20 protein-coding genes and 1 tRNA gene are annotated in these 22901 nt (G+C 56.8%); 7 read left to right on the top strand and 14 right to left on the bottom strand.

Features of this window, described 5'->3' with window-relative positions; translation table 11 throughout:
* Positions 1-143: 143 nt before the first annotated feature.
* Positions 144-219 (top strand) — tRNA-Trp (locus AC2FFP_RS03420).
* Between the two features lie 806 nt (positions 220-1025).
* Positions 1026-2165 (top strand): LPS export ABC transporter permease LptF, encoded by a 1140-nt coding sequence (lptF, locus tag AC2FFP_RS03415; protein WP_496768885.1) that lies wholly within the window; start codon positions 1026-1028, stop codon positions 2163-2165.
* Here lptF and AC2FFP_RS03410 read toward each other — a convergent pair.
* Complete coding sequence (locus AC2FFP_RS03410; protein ID WP_496768883.1) at positions 2162-2992, bottom strand: LysR family transcriptional regulator; 831 nt, start codon at positions 2990-2992, stop codon at positions 2162-2164. The genes lptF and AC2FFP_RS03410 overlap by 4 nt on opposite strands.
* 100 nt (positions 2993-3092) lie before the next feature.
* Between AC2FFP_RS03410 and AC2FFP_RS03405 the strand changes: the two genes are divergently transcribed.
* Positions 3093-3683 carry an HD domain-containing protein gene (locus tag AC2FFP_RS03405; RefSeq protein ID WP_058275703.1) on the top strand — a complete coding sequence of 197 codons (591 nt, stop codon included), beginning with the start codon at positions 3093-3095 and terminating at the stop codon, positions 3681-3683.
* On the opposite strand, the gene speB is transcribed toward AC2FFP_RS03405, so the two are convergent.
* The 10 genes from speB to AC2FFP_RS03355 all read right to left on the bottom strand — a co-directional run bounded on the left by speB (position 3680) and on the right by AC2FFP_RS03355 (position 14747).
* The gene (speB, locus tag AC2FFP_RS03400) at positions 3680-4522 is read right to left on the bottom strand and encodes an agmatinase (protein ID WP_496768880.1); all 843 of its coding nucleotides are present in this window, start codon (positions 4520-4522) and stop codon (positions 3680-3682) included. The two genes, AC2FFP_RS03405 and speB, sit on opposite strands and share 4 nt — an antisense overlap.
* The gene (gene nspC, locus AC2FFP_RS03395) at positions 4519-5688 is read right to left on the bottom strand and encodes a carboxynorspermidine decarboxylase (RefSeq protein WP_496880709.1); all 1170 of its coding nucleotides are present in this window, start codon (positions 5686-5688) and stop codon (positions 4519-4521) included. The genes speB and nspC overlap by 4 nt, the downstream gene beginning before the upstream one ends.
* A gap of 75 nt (positions 5689-5763) precedes the next feature.
* Positions 5764-6987 carry a saccharopine dehydrogenase family protein gene (locus tag AC2FFP_RS03390; RefSeq protein WP_472722978.1) on the bottom strand — a complete coding sequence of 408 codons (1224 nt, stop codon included), beginning with the start codon at positions 6985-6987 and terminating at the stop codon, positions 5764-5766.
* Positions 6988-7009: 22 nt separating this feature from the next.
* Entirely contained in the window at positions 7010-8899 is a 1890-nt protein-coding gene (speA, locus tag AC2FFP_RS03385) for a biosynthetic arginine decarboxylase (RefSeq protein ID WP_496843753.1), read from the bottom strand.
* Positions 8900-9000: 101 nt separating this feature from the next.
* Entirely contained in the window at positions 9001-10086 is a 1086-nt protein-coding gene (locus AC2FFP_RS03380; RefSeq protein ID WP_496880708.1) for a DUF1513 domain-containing protein, read from the bottom strand.
* Between the two features lie 3 nt (positions 10087-10089).
* Complete coding sequence (locus tag AC2FFP_RS03375; RefSeq protein WP_496880707.1) at positions 10090-11100, bottom strand: imelysin family protein; 1011 nt, start codon at positions 11098-11100, stop codon at positions 10090-10092.
* 3 nt (positions 11101-11103) lie between these two features.
* Entirely contained in the window at positions 11104-12651 is a 1548-nt protein-coding gene (locus tag AC2FFP_RS03370; protein ID WP_496880706.1) for a di-heme oxidoreductase family protein, read from the bottom strand.
* A complete protein-coding gene (gene bfr / locus AC2FFP_RS03365; RefSeq protein ID WP_496768867.1) occupies positions 12611-13096 on the bottom strand; it encodes a bacterioferritin in 486 nt (161 codons plus the stop codon). The genes AC2FFP_RS03370 and bfr overlap by 41 nt, the downstream gene beginning before the upstream one ends.
* A complete protein-coding gene (locus tag AC2FFP_RS03360; RefSeq protein WP_496768865.1) occupies positions 13044-13337 on the bottom strand; it encodes a (2Fe-2S)-binding protein in 294 nt (97 codons plus the stop codon). The genes bfr and AC2FFP_RS03360 overlap by 53 nt, the downstream gene beginning before the upstream one ends.
* Positions 13338-13478: 141 nt before the next feature.
* On the bottom strand, positions 13479-14747 hold the full coding sequence (locus tag AC2FFP_RS03355) for an imelysin family protein (RefSeq protein WP_496768863.1): 1269 nt from the start codon (positions 14745-14747) through the stop codon (positions 13479-13481).
* Positions 14748-14979: 232 nt separating this feature from the next.
* Between AC2FFP_RS03355 and AC2FFP_RS03350 the strand changes: the two genes are divergently transcribed.
* On the top strand, positions 14980-15507 hold the full coding sequence (locus AC2FFP_RS03350; protein ID WP_496843751.1) for a ZrgA family zinc uptake protein: 528 nt from the start codon (positions 14980-14982) through the stop codon (positions 15505-15507).
* Positions 15508-15612: 105 nt separating this feature from the next.
* On the opposite strand, the gene glyA is transcribed toward AC2FFP_RS03350, so the two are convergent.
* A complete protein-coding gene (gene glyA, locus AC2FFP_RS03345; RefSeq protein ID WP_496843750.1) occupies positions 15613-16920 on the bottom strand; it encodes a serine hydroxymethyltransferase in 1308 nt (435 codons plus the stop codon).
* Between the two features lie 97 nt (positions 16921-17017).
* Between glyA and AC2FFP_RS03340 the strand changes: the two genes are divergently transcribed.
* A complete protein-coding gene (locus AC2FFP_RS03340) occupies positions 17018-17887 on the top strand; it encodes a LysR family transcriptional regulator (RefSeq protein WP_496768857.1) in 870 nt (289 codons plus the stop codon).
* A 582-nt stretch (positions 17888-18469) separates the two neighbouring features.
* Here the strand turns inward: AC2FFP_RS03340 and AC2FFP_RS03335 are convergent.
* Both AC2FFP_RS03335 and AC2FFP_RS03330 read right to left on the bottom strand, forming a co-directional pair.
* Complete coding sequence (locus tag AC2FFP_RS03335) at positions 18470-19345, bottom strand: amidohydrolase family protein (RefSeq protein ID WP_496768855.1); 876 nt, start codon at positions 19343-19345, stop codon at positions 18470-18472.
* Complete coding sequence (locus tag AC2FFP_RS03330; protein WP_496843749.1) at positions 19342-20343, bottom strand: nuclear transport factor 2 family protein; 1002 nt, start codon at positions 20341-20343, stop codon at positions 19342-19344. Before AC2FFP_RS03330 ends, AC2FFP_RS03335 begins: the two co-directional genes overlap by 4 nt.
* Positions 20344-20507: 164 nt before the next feature.
* Between AC2FFP_RS03330 and AC2FFP_RS03325 the strand changes: the two genes are divergently transcribed.
* Positions 20508-21581 (top strand): ABC transporter ATP-binding protein, encoded by a 1074-nt coding sequence (locus AC2FFP_RS03325; RefSeq protein ID WP_496768851.1) that lies wholly within the window; start codon positions 20508-20510, stop codon positions 21579-21581.
* A 48-nt stretch (positions 21582-21629) separates the two neighbouring features.
* Positions 21630-22841, top strand: coding sequence for an ABC transporter substrate-binding protein (locus AC2FFP_RS03320; RefSeq protein WP_282153301.1), 1212 nt, complete (start codon positions 21630-21632; stop codon positions 22839-22841).
* Positions 22842-22901 lie beyond the last annotated feature (60 nt).

The raw sequence follows: 22901 nt of genomic DNA, 5'->3' as shown, positions 1-22901 counted from the left end.
GGATTGGGTCCCTCGTACTGACCAAACCGTGTCTTATAGAACTAAACGCTGCACGCAACTTGTTTGTCGGATGCATTAGTCGCGCGGAATCTAAAAAAGCCTCTTGAGTCCGCTGCGCGGCTGGCATATTTGAAGCGCACCTTAGGGGTATAGCTCAGTTGGTAGAGCGACGGTCTCCAAAACCGTAGGTCGCGGGTTCGAACCCTGCTGCCCCTGCCATTTCCTCATTGACCTGCGGCCGTTTCATCGTAAAGAACGAAACCCAAGCTAGGTATCCTGCAATTATTTGGGGTGTAATCTGAGGCTGCAGGGACCCGGTCACAAGACGCGATTCTTAACTTTTCGAACAACGCAACTGCCAGGCATTGATTGCTAGAAAAATATGAACTCGTCGACCGAGAGCATACTGACCAATCGACCGTTGTTTGAGCCCTGGTGCGAGGGCGACTTTGTGATGATGTCTTCGAAGTTCGGCCCGTACAGTCTCATAAGCCGAGCTCGCTCCATTTCGCAAAGCAAATAGAACAGCCCTCCGCGTTTGCCCTTTAGGGACTCTGGCACGGTGAGCGCTGCGACGCTCTTAGAATATTTTGACTGCTGCTCTATCTTGGCCACCGGCATTCGCCTTTTTTGCGACCGTATCAACTGAAAGGAAATATGGCAAATATGTGGCGTAGAAAACTTTGCCGGTGTTGCATACGGGAATATTGAGACCCGGGGGGGTCTAAAGGCGGCTGAATCTGACCGATCCATTTTCTACAACCAACCGGCTTTACGCCGCATGCGAATGTACGAGGCTTCAAAAGACGCCCATTTCGGTGATGAAGTCTGCGTGGGCCATCATATTCTCCTCCATCGCGTGTTCGGTTGTTCATTCCACTCAGATTGGCGGCTGTGTTGAACCTGGGGTTTAGATGGGGTTAACATTGGTTTAGCCAGGTGCCGCGCAATTCGATCAATCCGGTTTCCTGCGCCTTTGGAATGGCCTATGGTCCTGCCCACAACAGACAGGCGGAAGAGGGTTCATGTCGCGTTTTGATGGTTACTTCCTGCGGCAGCTGCTGATTCTGTTCGGCTTTTTTACCCTGGTTCTGGTGGGTGTGTTCTGGATTACCCGTTCCGTCAGCCTATTTGACCGGGTGATCAGCGGCGGCCAACCCGCGATGGTGTTTCTGGAATTCACCGCACTGACGTTGCCGACCCTTATCCGCACCGTGATGCCAATGGCGGTTTTTGCCGCCGCTGTCTATGCCACCAACCGCCTGAGCCGCGAAAGCGAGATGACGGTGATGCTGGCCACAGGGACCAGCCCTTGGAGATTAGCGCGCCCAGTGTTCGTATTCGGCATCCTGACCGGTCTGATGATGGCCGCGATCAGTGTCATTCTGCGCCCTGCATCGGTGGAGCAGCTAGAGCAGCGCCAGGCCGAGGTTGCCGGAGACGTCACTGCCCAGCTTTTAAATGAGGGTGAATTTCTGCACCCCGCGCAAGGCGTTACGGTCTACATTGGGAAAATTGATTTGGATGGCACGCTGTCCGAGGTTTTTGTCTCGGATCGTCGGGATGAAGAGAGCCCGGTCAGCTATTCCAGCAAGACGGCCTATCTGGTCAACAATGGCACCGGCATTCATCTGGTGATGGTGGACGGGATCGCATTGCGCCTGAACCCGGAAGGCAGGACGCTGTCTTCGACACTTTTTGCGGATGCCTCTTATGACATCTCGGAACTCACAAATTCAGACACCAACGCCATGCGCAGTCTTGAGGCGATCCCAACGCTCGAGTTGTTGCAGGGCCGGGAAAGTATTCTTGCGACCGAGCAGTTCTCGGAAGGGGAACTGATCGAAGAGCTGCATCAGCGTTTTTCATGGATCGCCATTTGTATCGCGGTGGCGATGGCTGGTTTTTCAACGCTGATGCTGGGCAGTTTTTCGCGCTTTGGGCTGTGGCCACAGATATTCGGAGCTTTCACGATTTTGGTCCTGTTGGAGGGGGTCCGGGGCTTTGTGTCCCCGGTCGTGATTGATGATCCAAACCTGTGGATTTTGCTTTATCTTCCGGCGATTGTCGGCGTCTTGATTTCATGCGTGTTCCTGTTGATCGCCGGGCGGCCATTGCTGCGCACCCGATCGCGGGGGGCGAATGGAGCCTTGTCTCAAGCTTAATCCGCCGCACGCAGTTCGGTCAGGCAGGCCACCACGTCGTCGAAGGCTTCGCTGTCTCGCCGGGTCACCAGATAAAGCGGCAACATCAGGTCTATCGCTTCGGCAACCGGCACCAAGGTGCCTTCGTTCAATTGATCCCGAATAACATATTCGGGGAAGTACCCCGTGCCGCCGCGCTGCAAAACATACCGCAGGCCCATCATGCAATTGCCCAAAAAAAGCGTTTGTTCTGCTGCTTTGCGCGCTGCTGACCGCACGTGGTCCTGATAAACTTCGCCTAACTCGAGATTTACGAAAACTGGGTCTTTGCCCGCGCCCAGGGTTTCGACCAACAATAAACGTTCCGGTGCCAGTTCGTGATATAGAACGCGCCGATCGGATGGTTTTTCGTGGGTCAGTGCGGCATCCAATACATGCGTCGCCACGGCCTCGACCATGTTGAGGTCATGATCGTAGTTCAGGGTCAGCAATAGCTGGCCATGGCGTTGTTCATAGCGAACGGCCAGATCGACCAGTAATGGGTCCCAAACGCTGAGCTGTGCACCAAGGCGAAGGGCGATCCGGTGCGGTGTCTGCCCCGGAAGGTCACGAGAGGCGAAGGACCACAATGACAACATCTGCTCGGCATAGGGTCTAAACTGCCGTCCGAATTCTGTCAGGTTGGTGCCGCCTGCGCCCCGAGTGAACAGGGGCTTTCCGGTTTCCTCTTCGATCAGTTTGATACGGGCGCTGACCGCTGTCTGAGTGATGTTGAGGTGTCGTGCGGCGGCATGGAAGCCACCGGTGTCTGCAACGCACAGAAATGTCTCAAGGGCTTTGATTTGCATGTCGAAAGTATTTTTTGATCGAAGTGATAAAATCAATTCATTTTTTTCAGCTGTTGCCTTCGGATATGCTGGCCGTAGCAGATCAGCCAGAGGAAACATCATGCTGGACAAAAGCCACAAACCCACCTGGACCAGTTTTGAAGAGGCGACCAAAGCCGATTGGGACGCCGTCATGGAGTATGAAGAGGCGTTCAACGCTGCCCTTCCTGACCGAATCCTGGACGCGATCCGCTCCCTGGACGAAGCGTGGACCCCATACCCAGTCAATCGTTACCAGCACAGCCTTCAGGCCGCGACGCGTGCCCATGAGGATGGTGCGGATGAAGAACTGGTGGTCGCGGCACTGATCCATGACACCGGAGATATTCTGTCACCGTATAACCACGGTGAGCTGTCGGCAGCGATGATGAAACCTTATGTCAGCGAGAAAACCCACTGGATACTAAAACACCACTGCGTGTTCCAAGGCTATTACTACAATCACCACCTGGGTGGTGATCGCAACGCCCGCGACAAGTACCGTGACAGCCCCTATTGGGAGGACTGCCGTTACTTCTGCCATGAATACGATCAGAAGGCGTTTGATCCCGAGTATCCGACCAAACCGCTTGAGTTCTTTGAACCCATGCTGCGCCGCGTCCTGAACAAGGGCGAAGGCCATATGGAACTGAACGAAACGTCCGAGGGTTAACAGGCAGCCATCAGGCGATAAACGATCTGCGCGGCGGTGAAGTCCCAGGCGGCATTGCCGTTCGGGGCCAGTTCGACCACGTCGAAGCCTACGCATTTGCGGCCTTTCAGGGTGTGTTCTACCAGCCGTAGCGCCTGATAATATCCAAGGCCACCCGGCACCGGAGTTCCGGTGGCGGGCATGATTGCCGGGTCCAGCCCGTCGACATCGAAACTGACATAGACCAGCTCGGGGAAATCCTCTGGCAGGTCGACGGCATGGATATTGCCTGTGACCAGATCTTCTGCATCCACGTGGAAGATGTGGTTTTTCAGGCGGCTCTGCGCCTCTTCAGTCGAAAAGGCACGGACGCCGAACTGAGCCAATCGAACGCCTTCCTCGGCCAGCAGATGCATGACTGAGGCATGGCTGTGTTTTTCCCCCTGATAGGCGTTGCGCAGGTCAGCATGGGCGTCGATCTGAACGATGCCGATTGGTTGACCTAATGCGCGCGCCACTCCCATGACGGCACCGTAACTGAGGGAATGCTCTCCGCCCAAAGTCACCGGAACCTTGCCCGCGCGAACAGCGGCTTCGGTGCGCTGGGAAAGGCGGTTCATGATCTCAGCAAGCGAAGCATCGCAATCCACTGGTTCTTCGGTGAAGATCCCCTCGACGCATGGTTCAGCATGTCCGGTAATGCGTTCCAGCTCATTGCTGGCCTCGATGATGGCATCAGGCCCTTTGGCCGTGCCCGAGCCGTAAGAGACCGTGCGCTCCAGCGGCACAGGGATCACGCGAAAGCGGGCATCTTCAGTCCGCTCGGCTTCGGTCAGTTCACTGTCGAGGAAAATGCTCATGAAAGTCTGTCCTTAAAGTCGTCATAGCCGAACTGCTTGATGATCTTCAGCTCGTCCGTTTCACTGTTCCACAGCGCGATGGTAGGCAGCGGTACGCCATTGAATGTGTTGGTCTTGACCATCGAATAGTGGGCCTGATCCAGGAAGGCAAAGCGTTGGCCGATTTCCAGTGACTGATCCCATGTGTAATCCCCGATCACATCACCGGCCAGACAGGAGGGGCCGCCCAGACGGTAAGTATGGCCTGCTTCGGCCTCATCCATTAGGGCGGGGCGATAGGGGGCTTCGATCACGTCAGGCATGTGGCATGTGGCCGAGATATCGGTGATTGCAAGGTTCATGCCATTGGTGGGCAGGTCGAGAATTTCGCCGACCAAGATACCTACGTCCAACGCGACCGCCTCACCGGGTTCGAGATAGACATCGATGCCGTATTTCTCGCGGATGTCCCGGATGAAAGCCACCAGCCCGTCGCGGTCATAGTCGTCGCGCGTGATATGATGACCGCCGCCAAAGTTCAGCCATTTGAGTTGGCCGAGGAAGGGCTTGAGTTTTGGCAGGACCGCCTGCCAAGTGCGCTGCAATGGCGCGAACCCTTGTTCGCAGAGCGTGTGCATGTGCAGGCCATCAACCCCGGTCAATTCGTCGGTCGTCAACTGACTGATTGGGGTGCCAAGGCGAGAGCAGGGCGCACAGGGGTCATATTTGGGGATCTCACCTTCGGAATGTTCCGGGTTGATGCGCAGACCAACCTGAACGCCAGCGTTCCGAGCTTTGGCAAGAAACCGGTCTTTTTGCGCTGGTGAGTTGAATATGATGTGATCGGACAACGACAGAATTTCATCGATGTCTGCGTCCTTGTAGCCGGCGCAGAAGGTCGCGACCTCGCCACCATATTCTTCGCGACCCAGCCGTGCTTCGAAAATGCCGGACGCGCATGTGCCGCCGAGATGTAGGCGAACAAGCGGGGCAAGCGAGAACATCGAGAATGCCTTGAGCGCGCTCAGCACATGTGCGCCGGATCGGGTTCCAATGTCGGAGAGAATGGTCAGGTTCCGCTCGACGGCCTTTTCATCAACCACGAAGCAGGGGCTTGGCACGCGGCTCAGGTCAAAGCTGCGAAAGGCTCCTGCGTCTCCGGCCTGTGTGGTCATCATGTCGGACATGTCCGGCGCCTCCGAATTGTGGAGAGGCCGGAGGCTCTGCCCCCGGACCCCCGGAATATTTTGGAAAAGATGAAGTTAGAACTCGACCGGACCGTCGAGTTCGTGGACCTGCCACGGCAGACCGTGCTCGTTCAGCATGTCCATGAAGTTGTCCGGATCCAGCTGTTCCATGTTCCATACGCCGGGCTCGGACCAGTTGCCTTTCAGCACCTGCGCCGCACCGATCATGGCGGGGACGCCCGTGGTGTAGCTGACGGCTTGGCTGCCGACTTCTGCGTAGCATTCTTCGTGGTCGCAGATGTTGTAGATGTAATAGGTCTTCTCGCCCGAGCCGTCCTTGGCCTGACCCGTGGCGATGTCACCGATGCAGGCTTTGCCTTTAGTTTCGGCACCCAGATCGCCGGGATCGGGCAGCAGAGTTTTCAGGAACTGGATCGGGATGATTTCCTTGCCGTCATGCATCACCGGGTCGATGCGAGTCATGCCGACATTTTCCAGCACCTTGGCGTGGGTGATGTAGGCGTCGCCGAATGTCATCCAGAAGCGGGCACGCTCAATCTCGGGGAAGTGGGTCGTAAGCGACTCCAATTCCTCGTGATACATCTGGTACATGTTTTTTTGGCCGATGGCGGGGAAATCGTATTCGACCTTTGTGGTCATCGCCGGGCTGGTATGCCATGCGCCGTTTTCCCAGTGGCGCACTTCGGCCAGCACTTCGCGCAGGTTGATTTCCGGGTTGAAGTTGGTGGCGAATTCCTGATCGTTCGAGCCGCCATTGGCATCCAGAACGTCGATCTGGCGAATGGTGTCCAGCTTGTGTTTCTTCAGCCATTTGGCGAACACGCTGGTTACACCCGGATCGAAGCCCGAGCCGAGGATGGCGGTCAGGCCTGCCTCTTTGAACCGGTCCTGATAAGCCCATTGCCAGTGGTATTCGAACTTGGCCACATCTTCGGGTTCATAGTTCGCAGTGTCGAGATAATGAATGCCCGCCTCAAGACACGCATCCATCAGCACCAGATCCTGATAGGGCAGGGCGAGGTTCACCAGCAGTTCGGCCCCGGTTTCCTTGATCAACTTGACGGTATCTTCGACCTTATAGGCGTCCAGCTCCGCCGTGGCGATGTCAACGCCCACGCGATCTTTCACTGCCTTGGCGATGGCGTCGCATTTCGATTTCGTGCGGCTGGCTAATGTGATTTCGGTAAAGATATCCGAATTCATTGCCATCTTGTGCACGGCCGCGTGCGATACGCCGCCTGCGCCGACAACCAGTGTTTTGCCACTCAAAGTTCCCATGGGGGTCATCTCCTCTCTGGAGTTATTCGTAATAGGTGTAGCCGTTGATGGAGTCGCGATAGGCGCTCATCAGGGTTTTGCGGTCCTTGGCCATCAGAGTACCGGTCGAGATCGCCTCGTCCACCATTTTGCGGAACGCGGCGACACAATCGTTGGGGTCGAACTCGACATACGACAGAACCTGGCTGATCGTGTCGCCCTCTTGCTCGTGCAGCAGGTCAAAGCCGCCGTCCGCGCGCAGGTCGATGGTAACGACGTTCGTGTCGCCGAACAGGTTGTGCAAATCGCCCAGTGTTTCCTGATAGGCCCCGACAAAGAAAACACCCATGAGGTATTCCCGATCTTCGGGCAGGGAGTGCACAGGCAGGCTGGGCGAGACACCGTCGGCCAGGATGAACTGGTCAATCTTCCCGTCGCTGTCGCAAGTGATATCGGAGAGAACCGCGCGACGATCAGGCGTTTGGTTCAGGCCCTGCAGGGGCACAATTGGGTGTAACTGGTCGATCGCCCAGACATCAGGCAGCGACTGGAACAGCGAGAAGTTGCAGTGATAGATATCGGCCACTTTCTCAAGCTGATCATCGACATCCGTGTCCAGATCGTCGCTTGCGGCCAGTGCCTTGAGACGGGCCATCAGCGACAGATAGATCCGTTCGGCGCGGGCCATCTGGCGCAGGTCCACATAGCCGCGGCGGAACAGCGCGCGCAGTTCGTTGCGGTAGAAATTCGCGTCGTTCCAGCATTCCTGCAGTCGGTCGCTGCTGAGATAGCCGTTGATCGCCGCAAGATCTGAGACCAGATGGTGATCGTCCGCTTCGACCTCTGGGCCGTTGGGCGCATCGTAAAGCGTGCTTTCCAGCACGTTGAACACCAGCATCGACGATGTCGCCACCACGGCGCGGCCGCTTTCGGTAACCAACGTAGGGTGGTTCACTTCTGCCTCATCCATCGCGTAGGCGACGGTCTCGACAACATTGGCGCAGTACTCCTCGACCGTGTAGTTGATCGAGTTCTCGGCGGCCTTCTTCTCACCTGTGTAATCCACGCCCATACCGCCGCCGAGGTCCAGATGGGTGAGCGGCACGCTTTCGCGCGTCAGTTCGGTGTAATACCGGCAGGCTTCGCCCACCGCGCGGCGCACATCGTTGACGTCCTGCACCTGCGAACCAAGGTGTGAGTGCTGTAGTTTTAGGCAATGCAGCAGGCCCGCCGCTTTCAGCTTATCCACCGTGGCGACCAGCTGATCGGTGTTCATACCAAAGGCGGACCGGTCGCCCGAACTTTCCTCCCACTTACCGCTGATCTGGTTGGTCAGTTTGACCCGCACACCGATCAGGGGTTCGATGCCCAGTTCGTTATAGACCTGGATCACCGTGTCAGCCTCTTTCGGGCTTTCCAACACAATGACCGTGTTGAACCCAATCTTGCGGCTGAGGATGGCCAACTGAATGAATTCGGCATCTTTGACGCCGTTGCAGACAATCAACGCCTCGGGGGCGAGACGGTGCGCCAGCGCGACCACCAGTTCGGGTTTGGATCCGGCCTCAAGCCCATAATTGTATTTCTTGCCGAACTCGACAATCCGGTCGACCACCTGCGCTTGCTGGTTCACCTTGATCGGGAAAACACCGCGATAGCTGCCCTTGTAGCCGGTGCGTGCAATCGCATCGCGAAAGCTCTCGTTAATGTGGACAATCTCGTGTTCCAGATAAGAACTGACGCGCAGTATCATCGGCGCTTTGATGCCGCGTTCATCCAGATCACTGAGAATACCCGGTAAGCTGATCGCTTCGGCCTCGGGGGCCATCGGATTGCGCAGACCGATTTCGCCCTGCTCCGTCACCTCAATGAGACCTTTGCCCCATTTCTCAACTCCGTAGATGGAATGCGGTGCGTCGGGCGTGTGTTTCAATCAAGTCAGTCCTTGTAAGTCAGGGTGCCAGTTTCGCGCCCGCCAATACGGCAGCTATATGATTCTTCCAAGTGTAATCTATGAGGCGGAATTTTCCGAATTCATGCAGCTGTGCGAATTGGGATCAAATGGTTGTCCCATTGGCAATCAGCCCGGTTGGATATTTGGGCCTTGTTTGTGGACAATTGCCCGATGACTCCAGTCCCGGTTGTGAACACAAACCCGTTTGATGCGGTGCCAAGGCCGCAAACATCCTCGTGCAGGAAGACGCCATCAAGCTGTCCGTCCGCGACCCGAAAACGGTGCACGGCATTGCCGCGGGGGCAGGTGATAGCGACTGTTTCGCCTGCACCGGAAAAGGCGATGCTGCCCGCATATCCCTGCAACGTGCTTTGGTCAGCGTCGGGCGCTCTGAGTAGCAGGGGCTTTTCGCCACGGCGATGCAAACCCAAGAGGGGAGGGTGTTGCGATGTATCGCCTTGCCATTGCATCGCGAACCCGATCAAACCGTCAGGTCGCACGGCCAAATGGCGGATCGAGTTTTTGTGAAGCTTTTGTGGCAGTTCTACCTGCTCGAGAACCCCGCCATTTTGGTCCAGATAGGTCAGGCGCGGTTGCATCACAGGCAGGTTGAGCTTGGTTCTTCCTGTTTCTGGGTGGGTTTCGATCCCGCCATTTGCCACAACCAATGTGCGACCATCTGGCATGAGACGCATGTCATGGGGACCGACACCGCCCGAAGCGAACTCGCCAATTCGTGTGTAGTCATCTGTGTTCCAGACACCAATCACGCCCTGACCGGTCTCATAATCGTTTTCGGTGGTGAACAGCCGCGTTCCATCGGTTGAGAACACGCCATGCCCATAGAAATGGCGGCCTTTTGGGGCTTCTAACACAGCGGTCTGTGTGCCGGTCGCGCAGTCGATGATGATTGCAAATGTTCCCGGACGGCGTGCAAAAGCCACCGCTTGCGCGTGGTGGGGATGCGCCGCCGCCGCGTGCCCGCGCGCGGGCAACGGCAGAGAAAACAGGATGTCACCGCCCATATCCAACCCGGCCAGCCGAAAAGTCCCATCCGGGAACAGTGCGGCGGCCAGATAATCCGGTGCGCCGACAGCGGACCATCCACGTAAGGGCGCAAGGCTGGCAGCAGCCAACCCAGCGAGAAAGCTTCGACGGCTTTTCACGGTTCAATCCCCGTCCAGTGAGTTGAACCCGGCATTGATGCCCAGCGTGGGGCCAAGCTCGGTCGAGGCAATGGCGCGGATATCGTTGATGGATTGTTGCAGCGCCTCAACGCGGAATCTTCCCTGTGGGGTTGCCACCCCGGCAAATGCCGGATCGTACAGCGACTGCGCCCGATCGATGGCGGCGGCGAATGCGTCATCCAGATCGGCGGCGATGTCCGGGTGATCTGCCGACAGACGCGCGGCAAGGTCACGCAGGGCGATCAAAGACAACTCCACATGGCGCAACGAACGTTCTGAACGCCGCGCCTCGGCGCGTTTGGGGCGGGGGAGATCGAAACTTCCCATTGGGCGACCAAGGCGGGTTTCGGCGGTGAATTCCAGACCGGTCGTCAGGGCCTTGTAAAGCTCTTGCATGGCTTCGTCTTCAGACCGGTATGGACTGTTCTCACCCGGGCTTGCCAATGCGCGTGCGTAGTCCGCCCAGTCTGCATCAATTGCCCCGGCATTGCGGTTGATGTCTGCGGTTATGGCCTGCATCAGTGCGCAGCGATACTCGGCGCTGCCCAGATCGGTGAACCGTGGATCGTAGAGCATCAGTTCCAGCGCGAAAAAACCGCGTCCGGCCACGGAGGTTTCCGCAAAGGCATCCGGGGTTTGAATGGCTGTATCCTCAGCAGAAATCAGGCCGGACAGGGCTTTGGGGGTGAATCCCTTGGTATCGGGCCAAAACGCCAACGCAAAGGCGCGGTCCTCGGCTTCGGATGGGCCAAAGCGCAGATGACTAACCGAAATCCAATCGTCAAACGCCGCGTGGTATGCAGTGCGAAGCGGGGTCGAGTTCGGGTCACAATCCGCCCGTGCAGCATTAGCCAAAGCATTGGTGGAATCTGACAGGGCGGTATAGCCAGGTAGGATATGAGCCTCGATGGCGTCGGACAGGATCGGCCCACGATCTTGTGCGTTGGCGCCCAGAGGCAATGTCAGGGAAAGAGCAAGTACGAAGGCGCGCATGGGTCAAAGGCTTTCCAGAAAACGGATAAGGGCATCGCGGTCAGGCTTTGGCATCCCGACGACGGCGTCACGCGCTGTCTGCGCCTCACCGCCGTGCCACAGGATCGCCTCGAGCAACGATTGCGCCCGCCCATCATGCAGAAACTGCGTATGGCCCGATACCTGTTGGGTCAGTCCGATCCCCCAAAGTGGTGGTGTCCGCCATTCACGACCCGTGGCGCGGGCCTCGGGCCGGTTATCGGCAAGCGCTTCGCCCATGTCGTGCAGCAGCAGGTCCGAATAGGGCCAGATCAGCTGAAAACTATGCTCGGGGCGGTCTTCCATGCGATGTGTCACGAAAGAGGGCGTGTGGCAGGATGCACAGCCGGTGTCATGGAACACCTGCTTGCCGCGCAACACCTGAGGATCGTCCAAATCGCGGCGGGCCGGTACACCCAGATTGCGGCTGTAGAACGCGACCAGATCCATGCCGACCTGATCAATTTCAAAGGTCCGGTCGTCGCCATCGCCGTGTGGAGCGTTTACGCAATCCACCTGCGCCGCCGTGCAATCGCCGTGCGCAGCCGGATAGAGGGGGCTGGAAATGCCGATATCACCGGCAAAGGCTGCAGCGGATTGCTCCATGATCGTGGGCATGCCCGCCTTATGACCAAACCGGCCCATCATCGGCGCGCCATATTCAACTGCCCATACGATGTTAGGCCGGCCGGATATTCCGTCGCCATCCTCATCTTCCGGGTCCGCATTCGACAGTAGGTCTTGTACCGGGATCGCCTCGAGCAAGCCCAGGCCGATCATCTGCGGAGCCACGCGGGGGCTGATCATCGCGTCAGGATGCAAAGGGCCATAACCCAGATCGGCAGCTTCGTACGTAGGACGCCGCAAAGTGACGACTTCCCCATCCGACAAAGTGACGGGAACGTCTTCGTAAGTGATATCAAGCCGGTACTCTGCCGGGTGGCCGGGAAGGGCCAGATCCTGCATTTGCCTGCCGTAATTCGGTTCGGGACGGGTGGCGAAGTAGTCTTCGATCTCGGCGTATCCGTCCTCGGGGGTTCCGGGGATAGACACGCGCAGGAACATCGAAATTGCGTTATCATCGGGGCCGTTGGGAGTATGCCCACGCCCGTCTTTGATGTGACAGCGTTGACAGGATCGTGCGTTATATAGCGGCCCCAACCCATCTGAGGCCAACGTGGAAGACGGGGAAGACACCCAGATCTTCTTGAACAGGCCGTTGCCGACTTTGAAGTCCAGCTCCTGCTCGAAACTCAGGTTGCCTGAGGGCTGCGAGAACGCATCTGCGTCGATGCGCGCGCGGACAGTTGCGGCCCCACCTGGCAGCTCTTCAAAGCGCTGAGGCGCGCTGAATTCGACAGGTGCGGCGGTAACCCGCGCAATCCTTGCATGTTCGTCTTCAGTTCTGGGAAGGTAGTTGAGGTGAAGATCCCGCAGCTCTGCCGACAGGGATTGGGTAGCCGCAAGCGCGGCCACCGGCAAAAGGGCAAGCTTACTCGCCTTCGTCCATTTTCGATGCGTTGAGTTGCGCATAATTGGCTTCGCCAATCCTTTCGTACAGGTCCAGCTGCGTTTCGAGGAAATCGATATGCCCTTCCTCATCCGCCAGCAATCCTTCAAACAGAGACATAGTGACGTAGTCGCCAGCGCTCTGACAGTATTCGCGCGCTTCCTTGTACAAGGCCCGGGCGTCGACCTCTGCGGCCAGATCACATTCCAACGTCTCTTTTGGGGTCTGGCCAATGCGCAACGGGTCAAGTTGTTGCAAGTTCGGGTGACCGCCCAGGAAAATGATTCGCTCGATCAGCTTGTCCGCGTGCCCCATTTCTTCGATGGATTCTTCGCGGCTTTTCTTGGCCATGTGGCCGAGGCCCCAATCCTCTTGCAGGCGGTAATGCAGCCAATACTGGCTGACCGCCGTCAGTTCATGCCGCAGAGATTTGTTGAGATATTCTATGACCTTGGGGTCGCCCTTCATCTGCATTCTCCTGTGTTGCCTCGCTGCGAAGTGCGCGAAGCTGCATCGGGACCTCCAACTTATCGCTGGAGCGCATCGAGTCTAGAAAAAGCGGCATGCACCCGCCACAATCTGCTGATTTTCCAAGGGCATGGTAGATTTTACCAGGTGTAATGACCGCGTAAGGATCAGACGTGCGCATCCAGTCGATAGCTGCGCGGATATCGTGATCCGAGATGTTTGTGCAGTGGCATACGATCATAGCAATCAGGGCTCTGAGTTGTATTTCTTACTGTATTAGTAAGTTAATTTAGAAACGTCCAGAGGCAACAGATCAAAGGTACCTCACAAGATTTGGAGGCGGTGTGAAACTGCCGCCTCCGTTTGGCGCGAACCTTGTATTTTACTGGAAGACCGCGTCTGGGTTGTCCAGGCTGTCCGAACCTTCGAACACGATCTGGTCAAGTTCCAACGTGGTCACAATGCGCTCGATCGTCTTTGTCTGATCGACCAGGCCGTTAACGCCGCCCATGATCAGCACTTCGCCGCCTTCGTTGCCGCGTTCCAGCATCTGGTCATAGGCAAATCCGGCTTCCGCGGTTGATTTCAAACGTCCCAGAGCCTGCATGGTGTTGGCCAGTTTCACCTTCATCTCCGCGTCCAGAGATGGGTCGCTGGCGATCACCAGATCCGACAGCGATGCGCCTGAAACCGGAGTGCCGTCGATGCGGGTGTAGCTGCCCAGATAGACGTTCTGAACGCCGAGACCATCGTAGTAATGGCTGTTATGTGTGTTGTCCGAGAAGCAATCATGTTCTTCCTCGGGGTCGTTCAGCATCAGGCCAAGGCGCATGCGTTCACCGGCCTGCTCACCATAAGACAGTGAACCCATGCCGGTCAGAATGGCGCTGACGCCTGCGATTTCGTCGGCAGTCAGGACTGCGCGTGCTTCGCCACCTTCGGCCCATTGCGCCGCCATCCATTCCAGATCGCTGACCAGCAGGTCAGTCGCAGCGCTCAGGTATTGTGCACGGCGGTCGCAATTGCTGTTTGTGCAGTCGTCACCCTGAACGTAATCGGTGTACGGACGGTCGCCTGCGCCCGCGCCATGGCCGTTCAGATCCTGGCCCCACAACAGGAACTCGATCGCGTGGTAGCCTGTGGCAACATTCGCTTCGATTCCGTCGGCTTCGTGCAGGGGCTCGCCCAGCAGTTCCGGGGTGATTTCGCTGGCGTCGATGGTTTTGCCTGACAGCTCGAACGTCGGGTTGGCGATGACGTTCAGTGCGGCGAATTCGTTCTCGTCAGTTGGACCACCATAGGCTGCGTCCACATAGTCGATTAGCCCTTCGTCCAGCGGCCATGCGTTTACCTTGCCTTCCCAGTCGTCGACGATCGCGTTGCCAAAACGGTAAACCTCGGTCTGCTGGTACGGAACACGTGCAGCAATCCATGCAGCGCGTGCTGCGTTTAGTGTGGCGTCTGACGGATCAGCGATCAGCGCGTTTACTGCGGCCTGCAGCGACTTTGCCGCGATCAGGCTGTCGTCATATTTGGCTTCGGCGATGTTCGCATAGGTGGTCAGAACGTCGATCTTCGCGGGGGTTTCGGCAAATGCTGCTGTCGCGATCCCAAGGGTCAATACGCTGGTGGCGGCAAAAAATTTGGTCATGGAGGTGACACTTTCCTGTCAGAAAAAACTCACTAGCGCCGCTTCAGCGACGCGCACGCACCAAAAACTGAGTGAAATAGTAAGGTAAGTCAACCTGAGTCTTATTGTCGGAAATATATGTCGCACCCTTTCCCCATAATTGGCGGGGTAGGTGAGCCGAAGCCGCGATTGCACGGGGTTTTAATCACATTAGAATGGACTGTGTGATTCTTTGTTGGGTGGTGCTTTGTTTATGAAATGTGCAGCCATTGCTTTGATGCTGACACCGGCGATTGTTCTATCGCAAGTGCAAGGCCCTGCCCATAAACATGGTACGGGATATGTGAATATCGCCTTTTCTGATCAGGCATTTTCTTTATCCCTCAATGTGCCTTCTGCAGACATTATCGGTTTTGAAGGCCCGGCCGAAACCGATGACGATCGCGCGCAGGTGGCGGTTGCGGTATCAGACCTGTCCAAACCTTTGGGCTTGTTTGTGCTGCCGGAAGAGGCCGGATGCATTACCGCGTCGGCCAATGTCACACTTACGGGTGAAGGATTGGGGCAGGACAATACCAACGAGTCTGCTGATCAAGATCAACATAGCGACTTTCTGGCCGACTACCTGATTCAGTGCCAAGATATTACAGCGCTGGCTAATATCCGGTTTGCGTATTTCGAACGGTTCGAAAATGCTCAGAAGTTGATCTTGCAGGTGACCCGATCCGGTCAAACCAGAACGTATGAGATAACTCGGGACCAACCGGATCTGGCAATGTGAAATGCCAAAACGCGGGCCATGCGGTCGGCCCGCGCCCATATACGATGCGAAGGGCGCAATCACACGGGCGCGACGAAAGCGCCATGGACAGCACCCATCGTGCTGTCAGTGTACGAAACGCAGTTCCGAAAAACTCTGCCGCCACTCTGCAACCTCGGCGGCGATATCCGCGCCCGCCAATCCAGAAGTGATCAATGCCGCCAACCGATCAGCGTCCTGAGACGTCATCCCCCATCTGACCAGTTCAGGCGTCCCGAACCGAAGGCCGTTCATGTCCCCTTTCACTTCGGGTGCAGGCAGTCCAATTCCGCAAGCAAGAAACCCAGCGCGGTGCAGCGTTTTGGACGCCGCTTGCCCGCCACCATAAGAGTCTGCCAACACAGCAAACTGGTGCGAGTTGGTAAATCCTTCCCGACCCGCAAAGACGGGAACACCACGAGCGTCCAATCGTTCTGCGACCGCTTGCGCCATCGAGATCATTTCGGCCGCGTATTGTTTGCCGAAATCGCGCCAGTCCAGCATTGTTACGGCCAATGCTGCAGACTTGGCCGCGTCGAAGTTTGCCGTCATTCCCGGAAAGGCAATCGCGTCGAGCTTTTGCGCAATCTCCGCGTCATTGGAGACGATCAAACCACCGGCGGGGCCGCCCAGGCTTTTGTAAGTGCTCATCGTCATGAAATGCGCGCCCTCGGCCAAAGGATTGCACCACGCTTTGCCTGCGATGATCCCGCATTGATGGGCGGCGTCGAACATGACCTTGGCCCCGATCTCGTCAGCGATCTGCCGGACCTCTTTTACGGGATGTTCGAACAGATTGAGGCTGCCCCCGATAGTGATCAGCTTGGGCCGTTCTTTCAGCGCCAACGCGCGTAGCTGATCCAGATCGACCGTATAGCCGTCACCATCCGTTGGCGCCTCAATCGTGCGCAGACCAAACAACCCAGCACACCCCCCAAGGTGATGAGTCACGTGCCCACCAATCGAGGCTGGCGGTGCAATGATTGTATCGCCCGGCTTGCAGGTCGCCATAAACCCATAGAGGTTGGCAATCGCGCCTGACGGCACCCTAATTTCGGCGAATTTGGCTTCAAAGATCTCGGCGCAAAGCTCGGCGGCAATCACTTCAATCTCTTCAATAGCTTCCAGCCCCATCTCGTACTTGTCGCCGGGATAGCCCAGCGATGGTCGGGACCCGATGCCGGATGACAACAGGGCCTCGGCCCTTGGATTCATCACATTTGTTGCCGGGTTAAGGTTGAAACACTCTTGCTCGTGGATCTCGCGGTTCCGCGTCGCAAGATCGCCGATCCGTTTGATCAGCTCATCAGACGCGGCCTGAGACGCCTTGGCGGCGATTTGCTGAACACGGGTTTCGCACTGATCCGGGACCCAGTTTCGGTGTGTGATTGTCATGTCTGTGACCTCCTGCTTGTCACCAGATTGAACAAACGGGGCGACATCGCAAATCAGAATTGCTATTTCTTGGCGTAGAAAAACTGAGTCTAAGACAATGGCTGTTCTACCAAGACGCCCGAAAGGGCCACCTCTCAACGCACTCCGCGCTTTTGAAGCTGCAGCAAGGCTGGGCAGTTTCGTCGCTGCTGCCGAAGAGCTGAGCGTCACTCCCGGTGCGATTTCGCAACACATCAAAACGATTGAGGCTTGGGCGGACGTGCCGCTGTTCCGGCGAAACGCGCAAGGGGTTGAGCTGACCGCGCCTGGGCGCCACTTGGCCAGTGATTTCACCCAGGCCTTCGATCAGCTTGCCGCCGCAACGCAGAACCTGCGGAACCTGAGCCCGAGCGTTGAGATCCACATCGCCGCCCTGCCTTCGGTCGCGCAACTTTGGCTGCCGGCGCGTTTGGGGCGCATCCGAAACACTTGGCCGGACATGAAGTTCTCGGTAACGGCCATGGAAACACCGCCTCGCCTATCACGTGATCTGTTTGATCTTTCGGTCTTCATTGCCGATCCTGATGGGGCGGCTGATCAAATTGTAGTCGCGAAGGATGTCATTTTCCCGGTTTGCGCGCCAGAACTGGTCGAGCGTTTCGACTTTGAAACCACCCCGCTGCTGCACGATCAGACATGGCAGGACGATTGGCGGCGGTGGTCCGAGGAGACGGGGACAATTATCAGCGATCCTACCAAAGGGCCGAAATATTCGCTTTACGGTCTTGCAGTCGAAGAGGCCAAGTCCGGGGCCGGTGCCTTGATGGCGCATGGATGCTTGATCGAGCCTGCGCTGAAGGCCGGGCATTTGGTGCGTGTATCGGCGCAGGCCTGCGAAACAGGCCGGTCGCTGATGATAACTCTTCCGCATTCATCGAGGCGACGCGCGGAACTTGATGAAATAGTTGAGCTGTTGCGGGAAGATTAGTGGCAAGGGAACCAATGATCATTGCCCGCGAAGAGTAACAGAATTTTGCGAGGACTGGTTCGGACGCCCAATTTGGATGAGAACCTCACACAATAGACCTTATAATATATAAGCCCCAATACCCTCGAGGGTTAAACGGAACGGTCAGATTTACCTGCGGCATATTGGTTTGTGGACGGTGGCAAGCCCACCGTGCTCGATGTTCCAATAATCAACAACCCGACACCAACGACCGGACACTGGAACATCTGGGACACTTACTCGCCGGACAACGAGGTATCTCTCGTCGCAACCTAATGGCACTGAGCGCGGCAAGCCACGCCAGTAGCCTACCGTCAAGAGATTTGTACGTGATAGGCAAAACTGTTGCATTGCGGCGGGCCAACAGCACTCGTTCTCGAATTCTACGTACACTCAACTCGCGTCATATATTGTGTACTTTGCAGCATGCTAAAACCCATTTGGAAGGGCAGCCGAAAGTTGTTCGTTGCATTCAGAACTTACGGCGGACAGTAGACATCCGCCGCAATTGCAAAGAAGCCATCAGAAAGTGGTGCCAAAAACTTCGGTTTATGCGTTTTTTCATTCTTCAAAACGATAAAAGCGTTTTGCGGTGATATGAAACACGTCGTCATGGTCCGATTTTGAGATGATCTGTTGGTGACAGGAAACAAGATCTTTGAAAGTTGATGTTAGGCTATCAACTGGGAAATTCGATCCGAACATGCAGCGATCGCTGCCAAATTGAGACAAGCAATTTGAAACGATAGGCGCGACACTTTCTGCGCTCCAGTTGTGATCGAACATTCCAAGGCCGGAGAGTTTGCAATAGACCTGCGGAAGGCTTGACAATGCGGTCAATTCGTCAGCCCACTTTCGCAAACCTGGCGGAGTCCGGTCATACGGTGAACCTGCGTGGCACAACGCCGTCTGGGTTTCCGGAGCTTGCGCAAGGACATCTGCAGCTTGACCCATAAGTTCAGGCAGTAGTTGAAGGTCAAAGGAAAGACCGCGGCGGCCCAGTTGCTTCAGTCCAGCCAAAAACTCTGGGTTTTTTAGCAGCGAGTTCGTTCCAGTTGAGGCATCTTCGCCCGGAGCACGGCCAATAATCTGACGAACGCCACGTACAGACGGCAGGGTTTGAAGCCGGTCGAGTTGTTTGTCCAGATCATCAGCGGTCAGATCGCAGAACGCCACTTGCACCAACGGCCAGTCTGGGAACCGGTCGGTCACTGTTTGCACCCATTGCGCTTCGGCCCAGGGGTCAGCCGCGCCCACCTGAATATGGACCGAGGCGCCGAAACCCTCGGCTTTGGCATCTGCGCGAAATTCCGGCAGCAAATAGTTTCGTTGGATGGGGGAGGGGTCGCCAAAGAAACGAGCGACGCCCTTTTCCATGAGCCAGGGGTAGTTCACGGCAGACAGGTCCCACAAGTGGTGATGCGCATCTATTCTCATGGCGTTTCGATCCCCGTCGTGCGTTCCAGAATATCGACACCTTGCGCATTCCAGAAATGCAACAGGTCAATGAAGACCCAGTTTTCTGCCAGTTTGTCACCAGCGCGGCGATAGATATCGATCACCCTGAATTCGCCGGGCGTACCGGTTGCGGGCATACCCATGAACCCACCGGACGGAGTTGCCGTGAAGTTGGGCCAGCCGAAGAACCCGCCATAATGCCCCTCGGCCAAACGGCAGAAATGATTGGTCTTTGACCGGTCTGCGAAGGCGGCGCGGAACGGGCCTGAGTGCTGCTTGGCATAGCGTTCTATCGTGTAGGTCGCGCCGATCCCTTCAGGTCCCCACCAGATCATGTCTTGGTGCCAGGTTCGGGCCAATTCATCCTCAAGCGACAACCCACTGTCCCATTGGCCCAGATCCGAGATCATCGCGTTGATGACTGCCAGCGTCCTTTCGCCTTCTTCAATGGGCTGCTCGTTCAGTAGCAGACCGTTATGGGGCCTTGGTCCGGGTTGCACCAAATGCGCCGCTGTTTGCGGGGGAAACGGATTCTGCCCGGCTTGCACCATCAGGTGCGGTATGTCGAAATACATCGCTGTTTCGACAATCCTGTCACCGGCGACCTTGTAGAACGCGCAATAGGGCAGGAATGCCAGCTTGCCAGTTGGGCGAATGCCCAGCCACGGACGGTCGAACAGCCCCATCAAATGCCCCATAGATACGACCCAAACGTGGGCCTCGTCCCGCAGCGAGTTTTGCCCCGCAAACAGGATATCTACACGGTTCTGCTGGCGGGTTAGGCTGCTCTTTAGTGGTTGCCAGAACTGCCGGGCAACCTGTTCGGCGCCATTGATTTCGTTGAATGGGTGAAAGCCGCGCCACTTCAGATCCGGGGCGCAGTATTGGCCCATTGCCTTCGGGATTTCTTGTTCTGTCGCGGAATCCAACGCGGTGTGAAACGCAGAGACGAGTTTTTTTTCTGTCTGAAAGGTCACGGTATTTGCCATTGTGATCAAAGTTTTACGAGAGGCACGAAGCCGGGTTGAGTCGGGTATTTGCGTCAGTTTTGCATACGTATGCAAAAAAGTCTTGCCTGAATTGACGTATGCGAATTACAGTTTTGCAAACGTATGCAAAATGATTCCTTGCAGGGGGCACCATGGCGGAAATTCAATTGCGGAACGTCGGCAAGCGATGGGGCTCATTCGTTGGGGTTCACAATTTCGACCTGACCATTGCTGATCGCGAGTTTCTGGTCCTGCTCGGCCCCTCGGGCTGCGGCAAGACAACGACGATGCGGATGATCGCCGGACTTGAGGACGTGACCGAGGGCGAAATCTTGGTCGATGGCAATGTGGTCAACGATCTGGAGCCGAAGGACCGCGACGTTGCGATGGTGTTCCAGAGCTATGCGCTTTATCCCAACATGAACGTCTATGAAAACATCCGCTTTCCGCTGAAAGTGCGCGGCATCGACCCGTCGACCCATGACGAGAAAGTGCGCCGCGCCAGCGCGATGGTCGAGCTGGACGACTTCCTGCATCGTAAGCCTGCCGAATTGTCAGGTGGTCAAAGGCAGCGTGTGGCACTCGCCCGTGCCATTGTGCGCGAACCCAACGTGTTCCTGATGGACGAGCCTCTTTCAAATCTGGATGCTAAACTGCGGGTTTCCACCCGGGCGCAGATCAAAAATCTAAGTCATGAGTTGGCCGTCACCACCATCTATGTAACCCATGACCAGATTGAGGCCATGACTTTGGCCGACCGCGTTGTGGTGATGAAACAAGGCGTGGTTCAGCAAGTGGGTAGCCCCACGGAAATCTACGACATGCCGGCTAACACGTTTGTGGCCAGCTTCATCGGCTCACCCGCGATGAATTTGATGGATGGCGAGGTTTCGGGCGGCGTGTTCCGAGCCGAGCATGTCGAAATTCCAGTCGATGCTCCGGACGGACCAATGACACTGGGATTCCGCGCAGAAGACGCCAGCCTTGCCGAAGGGCAGGGCCAGATCACAGCACCCATTTACACGCTGGAATTGCTGGGCGACGCGACCATGATCTCGGTCCGGGTCGGCGGTGCTCTGGTATCGGTCAAAGCCGATAAAGCCTTCCGCGCCGAGATTGGCGAGACAGTCTCGTTATCGGTGCCAAAAGAAATCTGTCACCTCTTTGAAGCTGAAAGCGGTGCGCGGATTGGGGACCACCCCCACAAACAGCCCAAACGGGCTTAACACCGGTCCGGACGTCGACGACGGACCGATCCTGACAGGGAGAAACGCATGAAACTCAAGACGATCCTTATGGCAGGTGCCATGTCCATCGCCGCCACCGGCGCATGGGCGGAATGTGCCTTTGAAAACGACGTGCCACTGAAGTCGCTGTCCGCCGGGTTTGAAGCCTGGAAAGCGGTCACCGATGCAATGGCGGAATGCGGTAACTTCAGCGCTTCGCTGGACCAGGAATTCCGCGAAAAGCAACCTGAGGCATTTGCCGCTGATCCGGCGCTTTATCAGATCGGCGGTGTTTCGAACGCAACTCTGGTGCCTTTGCTCAATGCCGGTACGATCCGTCCGCTGGACGATCTGGTCGAGAAGTACGGTCAGGATTTGCTGCCCAATCAGTTGATCAAAGTCGATGGCAAGACCATGGCGATTGCGATGATGGTGAATGCGCAGCACCTGATGTATCGCGACGATGTTCTGGCTGAACTGGGCATCGAAGAACCCAAGACATATGGCGATGTTCTTTCCGCGGCTGCCAAGATCAAGGAAGCCGGCGTCATGGACTATCCCATTGGTGGGACGTTCAAGACCGGTTGGAACCTTGGTCAGGAATTCGTCAATATGTATTTGGGCGAGGGCGGTTCGTTCTTTGGTGACGGCAACATGCCTGCAATCAACAACGAGCAAGGCGTAGCGGCGCTGGAAACCCTGAAAGCCATGACCGAGTATATGGACCCAGAATATCTGGTTTCCGACTCGACCTATGTGCAACAGCAGTTCCAGCAGGGCAAGATTGCCATGGCGAACCTGTGGGCCAGCCGTGCCGCTGCGATGAACGATGAGGCCGAAAGCCAGGTCGTTGGCAAGGTGACCATGGCCGCGGCTCCAATGGGATCGGCGGTTCCGGCGACCACAATCTGGTGGGACGGTATTGTTCTGGCTTCGAACATGAGCGACGAAGAAGCGGATGCTGCCTTCCGCGTCGCACTTGAGGGCATGGACACCGATACGGTCAGTGCGAACAACGATGTCGCAGTATGGCTGAGCACGGCCTATTCGGCAGGCCCTTTGGCTGCAGGTGCTGCAGCGTCCGCTGAAGGCGGCGCCAAGGCTTACCCGGCTTCCGGTCCTATGGGCATCATGCACACCTCGTTGGGTAACGGACTGGCCGACTACCTGACCGGTGCCAAAGACGCGCAGACGACTCTGGCCGATATCGAGGCAGACTATGTCACTGCCGCGAAAGAAGCGGGTCTGATCAGCAACTGATCCTCCCTTGGGAGGGCTACGGCCCTCCCATCCCTTTCCCCCGAGAACCATTAGAAAGGC

This window comes from Ruegeria sp. YTSC004 (genome assembly GCF_059609805.1).
Note: the sequence above shows the minus strand (reverse complement) of the source record. Positions and strands in the feature narration are given on the sequence as shown.